The organism is Azospirillum sp. UENF 211521 (assembly GCF_058780535.1).
Map to the genome: position 1 here is coordinate 93,691 of NZ_JBSNCF010000004.1, position 17,786 is coordinate 111,476.

Here is a 17,786-nt window from a genome sequence, read left to right on the forward strand (position 1 = left end):
TGATCTGCACTCTAAGTGCAGACTAAATGAGCGCATCATGGATTACAGAAAATAAAGATAAAATGAGGCTCATGCTCTGAATGCCTAGGCCTTTTAATTACACAATCTCATTATAGAAAGTCTCAGCTGAATTAAAATCAATGGAAATAGTAGAAAATAATTTAAATCGGCAGTATCATGAAATCAAAGCTAACGCATGCGCTTCTCGCACCGAAACGAGAGGTATAGAGGAACGTGAATCCTGTCATTTGTGGATAGTTCCGGAAGATGTCTGGCGTCTGTTTCCGTTAGGCTAGCAACGGTCCACCCCGTATCGTTTAGGATGGAAATCCATTGTCCAATTGTGCGGTGATAAATTGTAACTTTGTCATCAAGCCACGTATAGTTCCGAGTTCCGGGCTCACAATAATCTTTTACATTCCACCCTGCGTGATCGGCCCCTTCCCCTGCTGGGTTGCACGTTCGGATAGGATGCCGGGTTGAGAACACAAGATCCCCACTGTTATTCACCCATTTGTGTGCGTTTATCAGTAAGTGTTCTATATCGGCGATGAAGTGGAAGGTCAGCGATGAAATAATAACATCGAATGAGGCGGCAGGAAAGGTGCATTCTTCAATACGCGCGCATCTAAAAGTAATTTCCTTTCTTCCCCAATTTGCGCGTGCATGCCTAATGTGATGTATGCTCCTATCAACAGTATATACGGATTGCGCACCTTCCTCAGCCAGACGGAATGCAAGCTCGCCATTCCCCGTGCCGATTTCGAGAACCCGCCGGCCTTGAACATCCCCAGCTAAACGCATAACCTCTGGAACATCGATCAACGTGTTCAGGCTGCGATTATGGTCGCGATGGATGAGGTACTTTTCAGCAAAGTCCGAACGTTCGAAAGCTATCTCGTCGTGCGCCATCGGCGCGCAATCCTGCTGTGATGATGTTAAATTCCAACCATAATCTTAGGCGCCATGTCAACTGAGAATAGGTATCTCGGAATTGCCCAAGCGATTCTGCGCCAGCGTCGCACTCCGTTGAGTGCCCGTGAGATGATTCGCGACGCTCAAAGACTCGGCCTTATGCCTAGCGACTTGCACGGAAAAACCCAATACAAGACGCTTCAAGCACGGCTTAGTGTTGATATTATTGTTAATAAAGATAGGTCATGCTTTTACCGGGTATCTCCTGGCAGGTTTTTCCTTCGCGAGTTTCTTGATGACCCAGCCATTGATTATCAATGGAAAAAGGAATATCGAGCGCGCAGGCGGCGAAAGGAGCTTCAGAAAGAAAGTGTGCTTTGTCTCTCAAAATCTATATTCGAGCAGTATTTCTTCCATGGCTTAGAGCGAAAAGATCGATTTCCATTCTTTTTGGAGAAAGGGTCGTGGAGTTTTGTTGATCGAAAAACTGCGGAGCGTAGCAAAGATCATAAGCAACTAGTTACTTATGTAGTGGTGCTTAGGCCGGGTGAAATTCTTTCCTACAGACGCGGGCGTTTCAACCTCGCCAGCGATAAGATGCGGGGTCTTCGAAGTATTGGGTTCGGTGGCCATATCGCTGAATCTGATGTTGATTTGATAACCCAAAACGAGGCTGTTGCGCTTCGCAATGCCGCGAGAGAGCTGATGGAGGAGTTGGCGCTTGATAAGCTATACAAAGACGATATGTCACTAATAAGTGATTTGGAAATAATTGGTTATGTTAATGATGAGACATCTGAAGACGGGGAAAAGCACCTTGGTATTGTCATCGCTTTAGAGAAAGAAGACCCGAATTTTTTTGATGCGCCAGAAAGAGGTGAGCTATCTATTCTGGACGTGAGATGGATTTCCAGAAGAGTGCTTCCCAATGATATTGAGAGTTTTGAGGACTGGTCTAGACATATTTTGCAGAAAATTGTTTTTACAGGAGGCTTAAAGGATCATGATGAATAATAGAAGAGACGTTATTTTTCTCCACTTCATTAACAGGGAGCTTTATGAAGCTCTTGAAAGTGAGCCGAACTATGGACTTGTCTATGCCTGGATTGAGGCGCTCGCTATAACTCAAACAGCTGTGTTAACTTGTAATATTGCTCAGGTTTATGAATTCTTATACTCTTCTCCCGATGTGGTTCAGCTAGTTGCAGAATTGGTGGATTCTGACGCTCTAATTACGATGAGTCAGGTTCAGACTCCCCGCGAATTCAAAGAAACACGCAGAGCCATGTATCGGTTCGATAAAAGCCGTTATCCAATGTATTTTGATAATCTTATTTCTGATGCGGATGCTGTTTCAATAAGAAAAGTGAAATCTCAGGAAACCACAAGCCACCTGCAGCGTGATATCATGTCTTGGTATGAAGACGATCTTGTGTCACCGAGCAACATCGTTCTGAGTCCACTAGATAGAAAGATCATTAGTCCAAAAATTGACCTGATAAGAAAAATTACTATGGACCGCGGAGGTAATGCAATTACCCCTGCCCTCTATAAGCATAGCTTAACTGAGAATGATATTAGCATGAGAGAGTTAGGAGTTTTGCCTCGTCTAGTCACAGGGCTATATGTGAGCCACTATGTTCGTACTTTGCATGCTGTTATTCCTTCTGGGGCTCGAGGCATTGAGGTCAATGATCTTGAAAATGGCTACCCAGACGTTGATTTAGACCTTATAACATTTATATTAAAGGTGGTTGGTTTATACGACCAGCCGTTCCGGTCGAATAGGAACTATCGAAAGCAGATTAGCGCTTGTTACATGAGCGCCAATCATGTTGCCGTTTCGGAAATTATCAGGTCTATACTGAACTCTGCGGATTCTTTATTTGATGACACGGTGCCGAGATATGCGCGTAGAAATCAAATTAAGGCATTTCTATCCCCATATTTGACCCATCATAAGGTTCATAATCAGACTGTATCTTTGCATGATTTTTTAGGGTATATGAGACGTTCCTTGGAAAAGGCAGCATCAGTAATATGTGGAAAGAGCGAGCTATTTGCGAAAGCATATAGTTTAAATGGAGGGGCGAAGGGCATGCAGCGTAGAGTACTAATTCACACTTCTACTGACACCGAAGATGACGCTTTAAACTTGGTAATGGCCGAAAACAAGCTTGCAGCTTATGCTTACCATGACGTTTGCGATGTGATGGTTTCCGAGTACGAGCATCCAAACGGTATTGTGTTACTGCACGCTCGAACAAGCATGGGCATGGTAGGGCCGTCTACAGCTGGTTATACCCTTCAGTCAGTAGTTAAAGAGATGAAAATTAATCATATCATATCGGCTGGCCTGTGCTTCGGTTTAGATCCCAATAGCCAATCTCTATGCGATGTGGTTTTCTCAGAGGACATTCAAGATTACGTTACTGGAAAAGAAACTGAAGATGGTTTCGAATCCAGGGGCGGGCGTGTTCCTGCAGATACGTTCCTTCTTTCTCTCGCGCGCGCCGCGAGGCAAGGATTTTCTTTGTGCAAGGCCAAGGGGGGGCTGTATCTCTCTGGACCAATTGTTGTAAATAGCCAAGCTGCTGTTGATGAATTAGTCTCCCGTTATCCAGATGCCAAGGCGGGAGATATGGAGGCATCTGCTGTTTTCAGTGCTGCAGCTAGAGCAAAAATCGGAATGATCACAGTCAAAAGTATTTGTGATTGGGGATTCGGTAAGAATGACAAGGTTCAAGACAAGGCTGCTGAAAATGCATTCAGGTTTGTTTTCCGTATGTTTGAGCTAGCCGGAAAAATTGAAGTCCATACTAGCCGTTAGCGTAGCCGCATAGCATTCGACCTCCGTCCCGCCACTACTGTCCACCTTTCCCATCACGGCGCCTTCTGCTCCGCCTGGATCAGCAGGGACGCCTGCACCGAGGTGAGCTTGGTGTCGATCAGCGACGACAATTTGCTGTACCGCTGCAGCTGCTGCTCAATGTGCCGGCGCACCTCCGGAGAGGCGAGCGCATCGGCCACCAGCGAGGCCAGGTACGGCTTCACGGCCCGGTGCCGCCGGACAAGGTCGGGAGAGCCGGCCCGGATGATCGCGCGCACGCGGTCCGGATCGGCTCCGGCCTTCAGCGCCGCGACGGCGACGACGCGATCGACGGCGTCCGGATCGGTCAGACCGTAATAGCGCGCGATGGCGGCCTGCTGCTCGTAGACCTGCCGAGCCTGCTCCTCGGCGAGCGGGCCGTTGTACCCCGCGATGCCGTCCAGTTCGCCGATGGGGTCCACAGCGCCTTCGTAGGCCATGCTCCGGCTGTCCTCGACCCCCTCCACGACATCCGCGGCCCGCTCCAGAAGCATCCGGCCGGCCGGGGCGAGTCCGCCGTCGTCGGCATACAACTTGACCGGCGGCCCGCCGGAGAGCTGCCTCTTCGTCCCGACGACCATGCCTCCGCGCTGCCAGTGCACGGCGCGCGGGTCCTGACCGGCGATGGCCGTCACGAGCTTGGCGGCGGCGGTCAGAACCCGCGGCGCCGTGCCCAGCGGGTCTCCCTTGGGGGCCAGACGGACGAAAGCGTCGTAGCGGGCGGACCCTCGGACCACACAGGCCGGCTCCAGACCCGCCGCGGACAGCTTGGCTAGGCCGGGCTTGGTGACGCGGCTGATCACGACGAGACCGTCCGGCGCCTCGGGTGCGATGCTCACATCGTAGCCGCTGTCGCTCCACTCCCGGACGAGGCCGACGGTGAGCGCCGCGGCGGGCAAGCGGCGGCTCATCCGGCGCTCCGGATGGAAAGGGTCGGCCAGCCGGACCAGGAGTTTCTCCACCCGCAGGGCCGCGACCTGCTCCGGCACGCCCAAGCCGGCTCCCGGCCGGCGAAAGGAGCGCGCCGACGCAAAAGGCACTGCGGTCTGTTCACTCCCAAACGCCCTGTCCATCCCCATCACCAGTCGTCCGCCAAAGCCTCTGCCGTCATCGACGGCTCGATGTGTCCCGGGAAGGCGGCCACCACCTGGAACTCGTGCGGCGGCGCCACGCGCAACTGCACCAGCCCCATCGCGGCGAGCCCCGAAGCCGCCCGGGTGTGCGCAGCGGCCGACGTCAGGACGTCGCCGCTGTAGCGCCAGTATGCCACCACCGTGTGTTCGCCCGCCACTTCACCGTTCGGCGCGGCCCACGCCCCGTCCCCGAGCAGGAACGCATCGATGTCCTGAACCAGGGCGGAGGGCTCCAGGCGGTCACGGTAGACGGCCACGCAGAGGAAGTCGGAAAAACCGCTTCTTCGTCGCGCCTCGCGGGCCGCCTCGAGCGTGCTGCCGCCGTCGACGTGGTCGACCAGCCCCGTGCGGGCGCCCGGATCGAAGCCGACCACGGTCCACATCATGGCCGGGTCACGCGGCCGGAGCCACGCGGCCGGCCAGATCGTCGGCCATGATCCGGGGAGCGAAGTCCTTGCCGTCACGCCGCGTGGGCATGTACTGCAGGCGCGCGTCGGTGATCTCGACGCGCACGCCGTCGTTGACGAAGCCGTTCGCCTCGATGGCCGCCCGGTCCCACACCACGACCTCATGGCAGGCCCGGCTCTGTCTGCCGTCCGGCGCCTCGACCACGGTTTCCAGATCGAAGGCCAGATAAGCCGCCTTGTCGCCGCGGCCTTCGCTGAAGCGCGGATCGCCGTGGACGACGCCTTCCAGATGAACGCGGTTGCAGTCCTGGACCCCCTTGGCCTCGTCGTCCGGAATCCGGCCGATCGAGCCGAAGTCGGCGTCGACCTTCACCCGGACACGCTGCGGGTCGCGGTCGCCTTCCCCCGGCTCGTAAGCGATCCGGCCATGGACCCGGACGATGTCGCCTTCGCGGAACTCGTCGCGAAGGTCGGTGGCGAGATCGCCCCAGACGCTGATCGGGTGGTAGCCCCGGATGTCCCGGTCGGCGCCCTCGAGCTGGACCTGGGTGTGCACCGACAGCCAGAGCGACGCAACCTTGCGGCCCTGGCTGTAGGTCGGCTCTCCCGCGACGGTGCCGACCAGTTCGATCTCGCTGCGCCCCGGATCGGTCTGCGTCCGGTCGTCGGCACGGCCGCGGTCTCCACGACCTCGCCCGCTGCCGCGATCCTCTCCGCCGCGGCCACGATCGCCCCGTTCGTTCCGGTCGCGGTCGCTCCGACCGCGTGCGCCGCGATCCTCCGCGCTGCGGCCGTGGTCGCCTCGATCGTTCCGGTCTCCCCGCCCTCGGTCGGTCGACCGACCGGAGCGGTCGTCGCTTCCGCCGCGCGCGCTCCGGTCGGCGCCGGAACGCTCCCCCGCACGCCCGTCATCGCGCCGGTCATCTCCCCGGCGGTCACCGCGGCCGTATCCCATGTCTTGCCTCCAGCTCATAGAATGGACGATGGAGGCAGCGTAGCGACGCAGGGATTCGCCGTTCGAGCACCCGCGTGCACCGGTCAGCGGACACGCCCTTCCCAACGTTCCCGGCGTGGCTGCGGGGGTGTGCCGGCACGCTCCGGTGGCATCGCGGCGGCCATGCGTTCCACGCGCGCGCGGATGGCGTGCACGAGATGATCCGCGTCTCCGGCGGGGAAGGTCCGATCCACGGTGTCGGCCAGAACGGCGAGTCCGTGACGGCGGGCGGCGCGGTCGCGCAAGGCTTTCGCATCGGTCGCGCTTGCCCGGGCGGCCTCCCAGCTCAATTCCCCGGGATCGCCGAAGGCCAGCGGGCGATGGGCGGCGTACCACGCCGCCAGCTTCGGGTCTTCCGCCGCCATCGCGTCGCGGGACCGGGCGGCTGCGGTGGGATCGACGGGGTGACCGTCCCGACCGGCCCGCGCCCGCTCGATGTAGCCGGACCCCCACGCGGCGGTCCAGTTCGGGACGCGGCGCTGCAGGTTGTCGAGCTCCTTCATCAGCGGCGGCTCCGCGTCCGGGCGGTCGCAGCGCCGCTCGGCGCTGACGTCGAAGCCGCTGGCCCGGGCGTTGCGGGCAAGCGCCGCGCGCAAGGCGTCGAGTACCAGGCCGTCGCGATCGAGGCGCAGCGGAGCGTCGGGCGGGGTGCCGATCACCGCATGGACATGCGGATGGTCGGCGTGATCGGTGTGCAAGGCCCAGAGCACCGTGTTGTCCCACACCGCCAGAGTCTCGCGGATCGCCGAGGCCACGGCGATCTCCACGCGCGGGGCGTCGGCCGGATGGTCGACGGGAACCGTGAAGACCAGATGGCGCGCGCGGACCCGGTGATCATCGGGGCCCTCCATGGACGGCCAGGACGCCAGAACGGCGTCGATCTCCTGCGGCGGGACCGGGCGGCTCCACTCGTCGAAGACGGCGACGGCATCGCCCGGACGGATCACCGCGCCATCGGCAAGGGCGGCCTTCTGCTCCGCGGCGAAGTCCTCGGGGGCCAGCCGGTCGGCGCGCGCGATGTAGTCCACCAGCCGCGCCACCGAGTCCCTGGTGCGGCGTCCGGCACCGATCGACTTGACGACGCAGGGCCGCAGGCCGCGCCGCTGCGCCCCGGCGGCGATGCCCGCCCGCTCGAGAAGGGCCGCGCGCAACGCGCTTTGCAGGTTCAGGCTCACGTTCGGTCTCCTGATCAGCGGTGCGGCGGACGCCGCACGTAATCGCGCTGCGGTTTCGCCGAAAGACCGCCGGTGCGCCGGAAGCGCTCGGCGGTGCTCGTCACCGCGCCCTCGGGCGCCGGCGTCGCCACGGCGGCGGAGGGTTCCGGCGGACGATCCGTGGAAATGGACGAGGTCACGGGTTTCGGAGGGCGACGTCCGAGAAGGTGGGACAATGGCCCGAGGACGTCCCGCTCGATGGCGACCAGCACGCCCTCGATACGAAGCCCGCTCACCTCCGCCGAGGGCCGCGAGCCGCGTTTCTCCAGATGAACGTCCCGGACGAGCTGGTTGAGGTTGGAGCAGGCACCCGTCACCTGGGCGAGGATGCTGCGCAACGCCTCGGTTGCCGCCGGGGCCAGAGGGGGCGGCGCTGGGCGTGCCGGCGCGGGGTTCAAGGCCGGGGACCGCGTGTCCATGGGCCCGTCCATTGCCGCGCAATCGGCCTTCACGATCGCGCGGAGGTACCCGCTGACGTTGGGCTTCCCATCACCGTCCAGAAAGCCACGCCGGCACGCCGCGTCCTTGAGCTGGGCCCGCTCGCTCGGCGAGATCCGGAACTGCACCAGCTCGTTGCGCTGCTCGCCGCGTGGCAAGGGAGGCCCTTCGGGGCGGGCGCTTGCACGACTGTAATGTGTTGTCACGACATGCACCTAATCTTGCCTGCACAAAACGTCTGTCGCATCGACCGCCTAATGGGGGTTGGGCGCCCACGCCCGCGACCCCGGATTTCGGTCACCGAACCCTAGAGTCCAACCTTCGCGGGCAAACGACAACCCTATGTACGGACAGCGGCGGAAAATGCATCCGTTCGCCGCCCACGCCTCAGAAATCGTTCGGAATCCAGACCTGCCCCTTGGTCAAAGGCACGTCCGGAGGGATGGCCTCCAGAGCCGGGTTCAGGTCGTAGATGCGCTCCAGCCGGACGCCGTGCCGCTGCGCCGCCCGCGCCAGGGTTTCGTCGTCCCGGATGTCGGCCACGCGCCGCCGGGCGTCCGCACGCGGCTTGACGGGGGCCGCCTTGGGGCCGCTGGAAACCGCCTTGGGCGGGTCCTTCGGCTTGTCCGGCGCGGGGGCGGATGCGGCGGGCAGCCCGGCCAGACGCTTGGTCAGTTCCGTCTCCGCCGCGCTCAGCCGCTCCAGCGTCCGGCCGGCCTGGTCCAGCATGTCGGCGAAGCGGCGCACGGCCTCGGGCTCGACCGAAGGGGGGGGCGGCGGCGGCACGGCGATGAAGGGAGGCGACGCTGGAGCCGGTGCGGCGTCCGGCGGCGGCAACGCCGGCGGCGGTGACGGCGAGCGGTCGACCGGCTTGGCCTCGGCCGCGGTCTTCTCCGGCACCGCCGGCGCCGACTGCCCTCCGAAGGCCGGCGATGGTGACGCCGGCGCGGCGGGAGGCAACGAGGCCATCTCGATGGCCGCCGGCGGCGTTGCGGTCGGCGGAGCCGCGAGGCCGGGAAGCACGCTGCGACCGGCATCGCCCTCCCCTCCGGCGGACGACAACCCAAGCAGCATCGGCGCCTCCTGGCTGTCGGCTTCGCTCGGCGGGGCCGTGACGCCGTTGCTTTGGGTCATGACGACGCCGAGGATGGCCATGGCCGCGGTGCTGGCGATGAGGACCATCGCGGCGTTCCTGGTGCCGCGCAGAACCGCCTTGCAGAAGCGGTCGAACTCTGCCGCCCAGCGTCGACTGCGGCGGGGCCGGCGGCGTTACGGGCCGACCGGCGCGGACATCGGTGCCGGCGCGGCCCGCGGCATCCGGAGCGGAATCCATCCCCGGTATACCCCCGGCACCCCCAAAGCGGGCGCTCGGCGACGCATGAACCGGCGTCGCCATCGTCCGCGCGGAGGGATGCTCGGCCGCCATCCGTTCCGCCTGGAGCAGGCTTTGCCGGGCCGCCTCCAGAACCCCCTCCAGCTCGGTGATCCGCGCGTGCGCCGCGCCGAGCGCCTGGTCGGCCACCGTCAGGCGGCGCTGCAGATCGCTCGCATGGGCGGCGTTCTCCTCGCCCCGGCGCCGGACGTCGGCGAGCGCCGCCGCCTTCTCCTCGCTCTGACGCCGAGCATCAGCGAGATCCGCCGCCATCCCGCCCAGGCGGCGCTCCAGCTCCTGCAGCGCGCCTGGCGGATGAAGTTCGACGTCGCCCGGCCCGTCCTTCAGCAGGGCCGCAACCAGTAATCGGACGTTCGCCGCCCCGTCGCGCACCAGATTGGCGACGCGCACGGTCAGCGGATCGCCGACCACGGCCAGTCCCTGATCGGCGGCGAGCAGGTCCAGCAGACCAGCAGCATCGGCCTCGCGGTTCGCCCGTGACAGGTCGGCCAATCGGCGCGCCATCTCCTTCGCGGGAGCCGTTCCCTTGAAGTTGAGGCGGTGGATGCCGTTTTCGTCGTCGGGCGGTGGGCACGGCGCGTCCGCCATCGGGGAGGGTGATGATCGCTTTGCCATGTTGGGGCTATCTGAAGAACCGATGGCAGTACGGTAGCCGGGAGCGGCATAGGCGTTCGAGCACCGGCGGGAGGCTGGGCGCCCAATTTTTCGATTTGGGCGCCCAGCATTTGGAGGTGGGCGCCCACGGTCGCTGGCCGGGCGCCCGGCCTCCACGGACGGAAGACTTTTTCAGGCTCTGCGACCAAGGGAAGGCGCCCGCTTTAGGGATGGATGGGGGAAGCGGACGCCCACCTTTACCACGCCGTCGGACTGGGGGAGGGAGAGCAGGTCGCCGGGGCGTCACTGCGACAACCCGAGCGCGAACACGGGGCGGCAGAAGTGTCCCGTCGGCGCGGGCGTCGGAAGCGGAAGGCGCTGAGCGCGCCCAGCCGGACGGTTGAGGACGTCCGCCGGACGTCCTCAGGAACGGACCAGGCTTTCCAACGAGCCACGTCGTGGAGCCGGTGGCGTGCCGGACGGGCGGAAAAGCCGGGCACCAGGACGGCGGACCGGAGGGCAAGGCGATGCCGCACAGCCCAGGATAGCGGAAGTGGCCGAACACCCGGGGCAGCCGGCGGCCCGGCCCGGGCAGTGCGGCAGCTCCATTTTCAGGTCTTCGGGGCGGACGGGGATGGAAGCGTTCAGGGCGAAAAGCACTCCTGGCGGCGTCGCGGAACGGCCGCGGGCGCCCGCCTCGCCCAGAGCCGACACAAGGGTGGAATGCAGGGCGCCCAGTGGGCGCCTGGACCTCCCGTCACGGGGCGGCGACGGAGCGTTTCTCCGCCTGCGGCCCCTCCCCCGCCCCGTCCCTCTTCGTAACCGGGCGCCCAACATTCCGACGTGGGCGCCTAGCGTTTGGACGTGGGCGCCCACTGGGCGCCCAACGAAACGCGTTGGGCGCCCAAGCATCCAGCCAAGATCGGAAAAGTCGTTTCCCATCATACGGTTACGTTTGGGCGCCCAGGTTTTCGAGCTGGGCGCCCAGAGATCGGGGACGGATCGGAAAAACTGTTTCTGGTCAATGGGTTGCCCTTGGGCGCCCAACATTCCGAAGCGGGCGCCCAGTGTTCGGAACCGGGCATTTTTGCCGAGCGCCGCCCGGCGAGGCGTCCAAGCCAACCGCTGGGGCTCGATTGGCGGCTGCAATGACGGGCATGGTCGACGAAGCCACCTCACCATCCGGGACCCCGACGTGTCATGGTGCCCTTGACCGCCGCCTGCATTGCCGCCGTTGCATTCACCTACGCGCCGCTGCTCGGCGATCCCCCTTCCCTGGTGGAGCAGGACCTCTACACGCTCTTTGGCGCCGAGCGCGGCCGCGTCGGCGAGTGCGTTCCCAACAAGGACCGGAAGACCGGGAAGATCACGTCGTGGGACTGTGGACCGTTCCAGATCAACACCGGGAACGGCCCAGCCCTCGCCAAGCTCTTCGGCACGACACCGGAGGAGGCCATGCGCCGGGTGACGAACGACGGGTGCCTGAACGCGCATGTCGCCGGCTGGCTGCTCGTCGAGAAGCGGCGGGCGGCCAAAGGCGACCGGCACGACGCCCTCGGCCGCTACAACAGCGCCACTCCGGGGATCAAGGAAGCCTATCAGGATCTGCTGGAGCGGAGACGCCGGCAGCTGTTCGGGAGACCGTCTCAAACCTGGGGGGAGAATGGTAAAGGGCGCTGGGAAGGCGGCGAACCGGGGGCGCAATGAAGTGGCGTGTCATGGTGGAGGTGACGGGCGAGGACGGAGCGGTGACGCAGCACGTGATCTCCGAGGGTGAGCGCACCGGGGCCGGTCAGGCGGCAACGCTCGGGCTGAGTCTGAGCGAGGGCAAGGCGACCGTGGCCGGCTTGCAGCGTGTCCTGGTCACGGCCCAGGCCGACGCGCATTGTCGCCTTCGGCGTCGGTGCGGCCACTGCGGAGCGTCGCGCCCGCTCAAGGACCACCGCTCCCGCCGGCTGGTGTCGTTGTTCGGGACGGTGGAGGTGCGCGCACCCCGCTTCGGCCCCTGCCGGTGCGGCGTGGCCTGCCGGCGCAGCCTGACCCCGGTCGCCGAGATCATGCCCGACCGCTGCACCCCGGAGTACGAACGCATCCTATCCGGGATGGGCAGCGCGCTGCCCTATCGGCGGGCGCGGGCGTTGCTGGTCGAGCTGCTGCCCTTGGATGCGGCTCCCGATGTGGAAACGGTCCGCCGGCGCACGCTTCGGGTCGGCGCCCGGCTCGAACGGGCGGCGCTGGTCCCGCCGGACGAGGGTTCGTCGGCCCCGGCAACGGCGATCACGCTGGCCATCGACGCGGGGCATGTGAAGTCGATCAAGACTTATCAGGTGCGCTCGTTCGAGGTGATGCTCGCGCGGGTGGGCAACGATCAGGGGCGGGAGGTCGTTTTCAGCAGCCTGCCGACCGAGGCCGACCGGCAAGTGCGGCAACTCCATCATGTTTTGCGCCGTCTGGGGGCGACGGCGACCACACCGGTCACCATCCTCAGCGACGGCGCGGAGGGTCCACGGTCGCTGGGCGCCGCGGCCAGCGTCGGCCCGATCCGTAACGTCCTCGACTGGTTCCACCTGTCGATGCGGGTCCAGCACGTGGCGCAGGCCGTCAAGGGCTGGGCCACGGCGGTGCCGGCCGCCGCGGAGCGGACGACGATGCTGGACGACGCCGTGACCCGCCTGCGTTGGCGGCTCTGGCACGGCCAGACCGAACGGGCGCTGACCTTGATCGGCGACCTCCTGACCGACCTCGACGCCGCTTTGGAAGCCGCTGACGACCCGCCGGCCCGGAAAGTGGCCGGGCTGCTGCGCGCCTTGGAGACGTACGTCGTCGGGCAAGCCGACCTGATCATCGACTACGCCGCCGCTCGGCATCGGGGCGAGGCCATTTCCACGGCGACGACCGAAAGCACCGTCCAACGTCTGCTGCACCGGCGCATGGGCGCCAATCAGCAAATGCGCTGGTCTCCGCGGGGCGCCCACCGGATGCTGAAGGTACGCACTGCGGTGATGAACGGCACACTCGCCGCGGATCACGTCGCGGCCGAGCCATACGCCCGCCGACCATTTCGTCGGGCGGCGTAACGCCCCCCAGGTTTGCGACGGTCTCCCTCGCAACGGCTGTATCTGCCGGCGCCGAAGGCGGGCGAGGCGTACGCCAACCTCGCCCCGGTCCTGACGCGGCCGATCGATTGGGAGCTGATCCGGACCCAGTACGACGAGATGGTCCGCTACGCGACTGCGCTGCAGGAACGGACGGCGGACCCGGAGGCGCTGCTCCGCCGATTTACCCGGGCAAGCGTCCAGCACCCGACCTACCGCGCCCTTGCGGAACTGGGCAAGGCCGTGAAAACCATTTTTCTGTGTCGCTATTTGGGCTCCGAAGCGCTTCGCCGAGAGATCCACGACGGGCTGAACGTGGTGGAGAACTGGAACAGTGCCAATGGCTTCATCTTCTTCGGCAAGGGCGGCGAGGTGGCGACCAACCGGTTGGAGGACCAGGAGGTCTCGGTGCTGGCGTTGCACCTGCTGCAATCCTGTCTGGTCTACATCAACACCTTGATGCTGCAGCGGGTGCTGGACGAACCGGCGTGGCGGAGCCGGATGACGGAGGCCGACCTGCGTGGGTTGTGCCCGCTCGTCTACAGCCACGTCAGCCCTTACGGCACCTTCGAGTTGGACCTGGAGCAGAGGATCGACATCGAAATGGCGATGGCGGCATGATCCGGCGTGGCCGGCCCACGGACCGACTTTTGACGGAACGTGCATTCTGTTAAGAGTCGGCGACCGGCCGTCCAGTGTTTGCACGGGGTTCCGATGCCGTCCGCACCCCAGCCCGAGGAGCGAACTGTCAAAAGTGCCGCCGCCCAGGCCGTCGACGGTCACGAGCGGGGCAAGGATTTCCTCGGGGAATCCGAAGTGGCGGCGCTGCTGGAGGCTGCCAAGCAGGGGCGTCACGGCATCCGCGATCACCTTCTGATGCTGATGATGTACCGGCACGGCCTGCGCGTCAGCGAAGCGATTGGCCTGCGTCGTGACGACGCCGACCTTGACCGGGCACGGTTGTGGGTGCGGCGGCTGAAGAACGGCCTCGCCGTCGAACAGCCGATTGCCGGCGACGAGCTGCGGGCCATCAAGCGCTACCTCGCCACCCGCACGGACGGACTGCCGTGGCTGTTCGTGTCGGAGCGCGGCCAACCGCTGACCCGGCAGTCCGTCAATTACCTGATCGGCGCTACGGCCTCGCGGGCCGGGTTGCCGCACGTCCATCCCCACATGCTGCGCCATTCCTGCGGCTTTACCCTCGCCAACCGCGGCTACGATCTCCGCCTCATTCAGGATTACCTGGGCCATCGCGATCCCAAGCACACCGTTCACTACACCCGGACCGCCGGCCACCGGTTCGAGGGCCTCTGGCGCTGATCAACTTTGGCCATTTTGCACAGCTATGTGGTCACTGGGCCGAGCTGGAACAACGCCTGTTCTGCTCGTTGGATCGGGCCGGTTTGACCCCGCTCAGCCCGACCTCGGTGGCGCGGATCGTGCGCGCCCGCGCCGCCCAGGGCGGCGAGACGCGGCGCTTCTCCGCCCACTCCACCCGCGTCGGCGCCGCCCAGGACCTCGTCGCCGCCGGCTTCGATTTGCCGGCCATCCAGCAGGCCGGGGGCTGGAAGTCGCCGGTGATGGTGGCGCGCTACGCCGAGCGCCTGCTTGCCGAGCGCGGCGCCGTGGCCCGCCACCGCGCCGGCCGCCAGCGCCGCCAACGCGGCGCGGACGACGGCGCCCCGTGAGGGCGGCCGGCCGGCGCGCCGACCCTCATCCGGACAACCCATTGACCTGCGGTCATCCGGCACCCCACATGATGGTGGTCGGCGCACGGATGCAGCGGTGCACCAAGTGCGTGCCTATGGCGCGTGACCCAGCATGGCGGGGCGGCGGTTTACCCGGCAGGAACTCTACGATCTCGTCTGGTCCCGGCCGATGAGGGCGCTCGCGGCCGAGGTCGGCGTTTGCGGCGCGACCCTGGCGAAGGCGTGCCGCCACGCCAACATCCCGGTTCCGGAGCGCGGCTATTGGGCCCGGCGGCAGGCGGGAAAGCCGGCCAGCAAGCGGCCGCTGCCCCTGCGCTTTCCCGGTGCGTCCGACATTGTCGAGGTGGGCGGCGGGCCATGGCGCGGCCACGGGGCTAACGTCAGCCTGGAAGCACCGCTGCCGCCGCCGCCGGCCTTCGACGAGGACATCGCCGCGCTGGCCGCGCGGGTGCGGACCCTGGTCGGCAAGGCGGGCTGTCCGAAGCTCACCACCCCCCATCGGCTGATCGCCACACTGCTGGACAAGGACCAGACGCGCCGCGAGGAATACGCCAGAACGCGCTTCAGCTTCGACGCTCCGCGCCACGACACGCCCGTTGAAAAGCGGCGTCTCCGCATCCTGAACGCCATCTTCCTGGCAGCGGCCCGCGCCGGCTGCGGCGCCTCGCTGGACACCTCGAAGTATCCGCGGAACCCGAACGAGGCGGGCATCCACGTCGGCGACCAGCACGTGTCCTTCATCCTCGAACCGATCGGAACCCGGGGGAAAGCGTCGGCGTCCACCAAGCGGCCGGATCGGTTGCGGCTGGTCGTTCCGTCCCGTTCTCACGGCACCCCGGTGCTGAAGGCGTGGGAAGACACCGACGCGGCACCGCTCGAGGACCTCGTGGGGACAATCGTCATTGAGTTGATGATCGCCGCCGAGGTCTTTCACCGTGAGAACGCCTTCCGCCGCCACCAGTGGCTGGTCGAACGGAAGGCGGAGTTGGAAGAGGAGGCCCGCCGGCGCAAAATCGAAGAAGACCGCAGACTCCGCGAGCAGCGGGAAGCGGAGGAGAAAGAACGGATCGAGCGTCTCATCGGTCAGGCAACCGACCTGCATCGGGCCGACACGATCAGAGCCTACGTTCAGGCGGTGCTTGACCGGGCGGCGAACATGCCCGTGTCGCCCGAGGACCTGGATCGCTGGGCCGCCTGGGCCTTGGGGGAAGCGGACCGGATCGATCCGGTGAAGAATGGTGCTGTTGTTAGCAGGATCAAAGCCCTGGACTGAGCGGAAAGAACAGCAGACGAGCAATCCGCTGAACAGGTTCTGCCATCGAAACTGAGGCAGTGAACAAAGGTTGTAACGATACGCCCGGAGGTGCTGGACTGGTGCGAGGCCGCGGGGATCGACTATGTGCTGGGTCTGCCGACCAGCCGCACCTTGCGCCGTCACGTCATTACGCTGGAGGCCAGCACCGCCGCCCGCTTCCCGGCCACGTCCGGAGCCGACAAGGTGCGCCGCTTCAAGGAGTTCTACGACGGCGCCAGCACCTGGAGCCGGGTGAGGCGCATCGTCGCGCGGGTCGAGGTCGGCGACCAGGGCACCGGACGCTGGCTGTATGCGGGCCTGTATTGCGCGAGGGGACAGGCGGAAAATCATCTAAAAGCTGGAGATCCCACCTCGCCGCCGACCGCACCTCGCGCACCAAGGCGAGCGCCAACCAGTTCCGCCTGTTCCTGCACACCGGGGCGTACTGGTTGCTGTGGAGCCTGCGCGCTGATGCCGAAGCGCTCCCGCTGGCGCACGGTGCAGTTCGACACCTTGCGGCTGCGCTTGGTGAAGATCGCCGCGCGCATCGTGGAAATGAAGTAAGCGGTGTTCTCAGGCCACGGCGGATTCTGCCTGCCGGGCGTTACTGCGGGGTATTGCCGAGGCTTTCCAGCACGGAGCCGCCTTTTTCGGCAACCTCCGCCTCGATCTCCTCCGCTTCGCGGTCGGCAAGCGTGGCGGCCAGCTCCTGGACGGCCTCCTCCGGCGGGGGCGCCGCCGAGAAGGGATCATCGCCAAGCCGCAAGGTTTCAACCATCAGCAGATCGGATGCACGGGCCGGCAGCGGAAGCGCGGGATAAGCGGCCTCCACCCCTTCCAGCGCCGGCACGCGCATGCGATAGGTGTCCGCCGCCGCGTAACGGGCGAGGTCGAGGCCGGTGAGTTCGGCGATCTCCTCGATGGGGATCAGCCACGCTTCGCCGGCCTTGCCGTCGAAGGGAACGCTGAGCGATTCGAGCGCATCGGGCATGACGCCGTCTGGCTGCCGTTGCCGCCAGCCGACCACGGCCAGCCCGTCTCCCGAGCGCCACGCGACAATCTTCCAGTATTCCAGCGGAATCGGGAACACGCCGTGCAGAAGAGGGGGATTCTCCCCGAAGATCGGACCGGTCAGGACGACGGCGGGTATCCTGAGCGATTCCTTGATGTCGTCGAGGACGATGTTTTCCAGCGTGTTCCACGGTCCCGAATTGAGGCTTTCGGCCTGCGGCGACGCGTTGGTCAGATGGAAGGTCTCGTATTCCGATTGTTCCGCCGCCTGGTCGTCCCCCGGCTCGTCCCAGTTCGGGTCCTGGCGCCGGACGAGGTGCCCGAACCCGAAATCGTTGTGCTTCGGATTGAAGTTGGGATCGGCTTTCTGGAAGAAGTTCTTTTCCGGCTGCTCGTCGTTTTTCAGGCGCGGGTCGGGGTACCAGACATCGGGCTTGCGGCGCTTGATGTTGACCCATTTCGCGCCGTCGATGTCGACCACCGTCAGCAGGGCCTGCCGCCGTTTGCGGTCCATGAGGATCGAGAAATGCGTGTAGTGCAGCCAAGTCTGATGCTCGCCCGCTTCCGGGAGCGGCAGGTCGATTTGTTTGCCCAGGAAGTCCGGCCGGTGGCCGGTGCGGGTGTTCAGAGCCCTTTCCGAGAAAGGGGACGTCGATTTCACACCTTCCAGTCCGCCTTGGACTTCGACCTCATCGACACCATTCTCATCGGACATGCTGG

At 64.4% G+C, this 17,786-nt stretch carries 16 protein-coding genes and 2 pseudogenes; 10 read left to right on the forward strand and 8 right to left on the reverse strand.

Annotated elements, in window-relative coordinates; all coding sequences use genetic code 11:
- Positions 1-189 precede the first annotated feature (189 nt).
- Positions 190-912: a class I SAM-dependent methyltransferase gene (locus ACWPN5_RS28775; RefSeq protein WP_492298838.1), complete on the reverse strand. Its 723-nt coding sequence runs from the start codon at positions 910-912 to the stop codon at positions 190-192.
- 54 nt (positions 913-966) lie between these two features.
- On the opposite strand from ACWPN5_RS28775, the gene ACWPN5_RS28780 reads away from it, so the two are divergent.
- The gene (locus ACWPN5_RS28780; RefSeq protein WP_492298839.1) at positions 967-1,929 is read left to right on the forward strand and encodes an HTH domain-containing protein; all 963 of its coding nucleotides are present in this window, start codon (positions 967-969) and stop codon (positions 1,927-1,929) included.
- Complete coding sequence (locus ACWPN5_RS28785; RefSeq protein WP_492298841.1) at positions 1,919-3,745, forward strand: 5'-methylthioadenosine/S-adenosylhomocysteine nucleosidase family protein; 1,827 nt, start codon at positions 1,919-1,921, stop codon at positions 3,743-3,745. The genes ACWPN5_RS28780 and ACWPN5_RS28785 overlap by 11 nt, the downstream gene beginning before the upstream one ends.
- Before the next feature lie 53 nt (positions 3,746-3,798).
- On the opposite strand, the gene ACWPN5_RS28790 is transcribed toward ACWPN5_RS28785, so the two are convergent.
- From ACWPN5_RS28790 to ACWPN5_RS28815, 6 genes are all read right to left on the reverse strand, one after another.
- The gene (locus ACWPN5_RS28790) at positions 3,799-4,773 is read right to left on the reverse strand and encodes a RepB family DNA primase (RefSeq protein ID WP_492298842.1); all 975 of its coding nucleotides are present in this window, start codon (positions 4,771-4,773) and stop codon (positions 3,799-3,801) included.
- 89 nt (positions 4,774-4,862) lie between these two features.
- On the reverse strand, positions 4,863-5,303 hold the full coding sequence (locus tag ACWPN5_RS28795) for a hypothetical protein (RefSeq protein ID WP_492298843.1): 441 nt from the start codon (positions 5,301-5,303) through the stop codon (positions 4,863-4,865).
- A gap of 7 nt (positions 5,304-5,310) precedes the next feature.
- Positions 5,311-6,279 (reverse strand): single-stranded DNA-binding protein, encoded by a 969-nt coding sequence (locus ACWPN5_RS28800; RefSeq protein WP_492298844.1) that lies wholly within the window; start codon positions 6,277-6,279, stop codon positions 5,311-5,313.
- A gap of 83 nt (positions 6,280-6,362) precedes the next feature.
- A complete protein-coding gene (locus ACWPN5_RS28805; RefSeq protein WP_492298846.1) occupies positions 6,363-7,493 on the reverse strand; it encodes a hypothetical protein in 1,131 nt (376 codons plus the stop codon).
- Between the two features lie 14 nt (positions 7,494-7,507).
- The gene (locus tag ACWPN5_RS28810) at positions 7,508-8,128 is read right to left on the reverse strand and encodes a hypothetical protein (protein WP_492298848.1); all 621 of its coding nucleotides are present in this window, start codon (positions 8,126-8,128) and stop codon (positions 7,508-7,510) included.
- A 229-nt stretch (positions 8,129-8,357) separates the two neighbouring features.
- Entirely contained in the window at positions 8,358-9,152 is a 795-nt protein-coding gene (locus ACWPN5_RS28815) for a hypothetical protein (protein WP_492298850.1), read from the reverse strand.
- Between the two features lie 229 nt (positions 9,153-9,381).
- Between ACWPN5_RS28815 and ACWPN5_RS28820 the strand changes: the two genes are divergently transcribed.
- The 8 genes and pseudogenes from ACWPN5_RS28820 to ACWPN5_RS28855 form a co-directional block, all read left to right on the forward strand.
- Positions 9,382-9,708 (forward strand): hypothetical protein, encoded by a 327-nt coding sequence (locus ACWPN5_RS28820; protein WP_492298852.1) that lies wholly within the window; start codon positions 9,382-9,384, stop codon positions 9,706-9,708.
- 1,449 nt (positions 9,709-11,157) lie between these two features.
- Positions 11,158-11,664, forward strand: coding sequence for a lysozyme family protein (locus tag ACWPN5_RS28825; RefSeq protein WP_492298853.1), 507 nt, complete (start codon positions 11,158-11,160; stop codon positions 11,662-11,664).
- Complete coding sequence (locus ACWPN5_RS28830) at positions 11,661-13,034, forward strand: ISKra4 family transposase (protein ID WP_492298854.1); 1,374 nt, start codon at positions 11,661-11,663, stop codon at positions 13,032-13,034. Before ACWPN5_RS28825 ends, ACWPN5_RS28830 begins: the two co-directional genes overlap by 4 nt.
- 6 nt (positions 13,035-13,040) lie before the next feature.
- Positions 13,041-13,673 (forward strand): annotated as a pseudogene (locus tag ACWPN5_RS28835) (Tn3 family transposase); the annotation flags it as partial.
- Positions 13,674-13,766: 93 nt separating this feature from the next.
- Positions 13,767-14,372, forward strand: coding sequence for a tyrosine-type recombinase/integrase (locus ACWPN5_RS28840; RefSeq protein ID WP_492298855.1), 606 nt, complete (start codon positions 13,767-13,769; stop codon positions 14,370-14,372).
- 68 nt (positions 14,373-14,440) lie between these two features.
- Complete coding sequence (locus ACWPN5_RS28845) at positions 14,441-14,740, forward strand: tyrosine-type recombinase/integrase (RefSeq protein ID WP_492298856.1); 300 nt, start codon at positions 14,441-14,443, stop codon at positions 14,738-14,740.
- Between the two features lie 133 nt (positions 14,741-14,873).
- Positions 14,874-16,034, forward strand: a complete 1,161-nt coding sequence (locus tag ACWPN5_RS28850; RefSeq protein WP_492298858.1) for a hypothetical protein — start codon at positions 14,874-14,876, stop codon at positions 16,032-16,034.
- 84 nt (positions 16,035-16,118) lie between these two features.
- A pseudogene (locus ACWPN5_RS28855) lies at positions 16,119-16,616 on the forward strand (transposase); the annotation flags it as partial.
- Positions 16,617-16,659: 43 nt separating this feature from the next.
- Here ACWPN5_RS28855 and ACWPN5_RS28860 read toward each other — a convergent pair.
- On the reverse strand, positions 16,660-17,781 hold the full coding sequence (locus ACWPN5_RS28860; RefSeq protein ID WP_492298860.1) for a DNA/RNA non-specific endonuclease: 1,122 nt from the start codon (positions 17,779-17,781) through the stop codon (positions 16,660-16,662).
- Positions 17,782-17,786 lie beyond the last annotated feature (5 nt).

Excerpts from the sequence above, each read along its gene's own strand:
- ACWPN5_RS28785 (WP_492298841.1), top strand. The coding sequence starts at position 1,919 with ATGATGAATAATAGAAGAGACGTTATTTTTCTCCACTTCATTAACAGG.
- ACWPN5_RS28775 (WP_492298838.1), bottom strand. The coding sequence starts at position 912 with ATGGCGCACGACGAGATAGCTTTCGAACGTTCGGACTTTGCTGAAAAG.
- ACWPN5_RS28850 (WP_492298858.1), top strand. The coding sequence starts at position 14,874 with ATGGCGGGGCGGCGGTTTACCCGGCAGGAACTCTACGATCTCGTCTGG.
- ACWPN5_RS28795 (WP_492298843.1), bottom strand. The coding sequence starts at position 5,303 with ATGATGTGGACCGTGGTCGGCTTCGATCCGGGCGCCCGCACGGGGCTG.
- ACWPN5_RS28815 (WP_492298850.1), bottom strand. The coding sequence starts at position 9,152 with ATGGTCCTCATCGCCAGCACCGCGGCCATGGCCATCCTCGGCGTCGTC.
- ACWPN5_RS28840 (WP_492298855.1), top strand. The coding sequence starts at position 13,767 with ATGCCGTCCGCACCCCAGCCCGAGGAGCGAACTGTCAAAAGTGCCGCC.
- ACWPN5_RS28780 (WP_492298839.1), top strand. The coding sequence starts at position 967 with ATGTCAACTGAGAATAGGTATCTCGGAATTGCCCAAGCGATTCTGCGC.
- ACWPN5_RS28800 (WP_492298844.1), bottom strand. The coding sequence starts at position 6,279 with ATGGGATACGGCCGCGGTGACCGCCGGGGAGATGACCGGCGCGATGAC.
- ACWPN5_RS28820 (WP_492298852.1), top strand. The coding sequence starts at position 9,382 with ATGCTCGGCCGCCATCCGTTCCGCCTGGAGCAGGCTTTGCCGGGCCGC.
- ACWPN5_RS28825 (WP_492298853.1), top strand. The coding sequence starts at position 11,158 with ATGGTGCCCTTGACCGCCGCCTGCATTGCCGCCGTTGCATTCACCTAC.
- ACWPN5_RS28860 (WP_492298860.1), bottom strand. The coding sequence starts at position 17,781 with ATGTCCGATGAGAATGGTGTCGATGAGGTCGAAGTCCAAGGCGGACTG.
- ACWPN5_RS28830 (WP_492298854.1), top strand. The coding sequence starts at position 11,661 with ATGAAGTGGCGTGTCATGGTGGAGGTGACGGGCGAGGACGGAGCGGTG.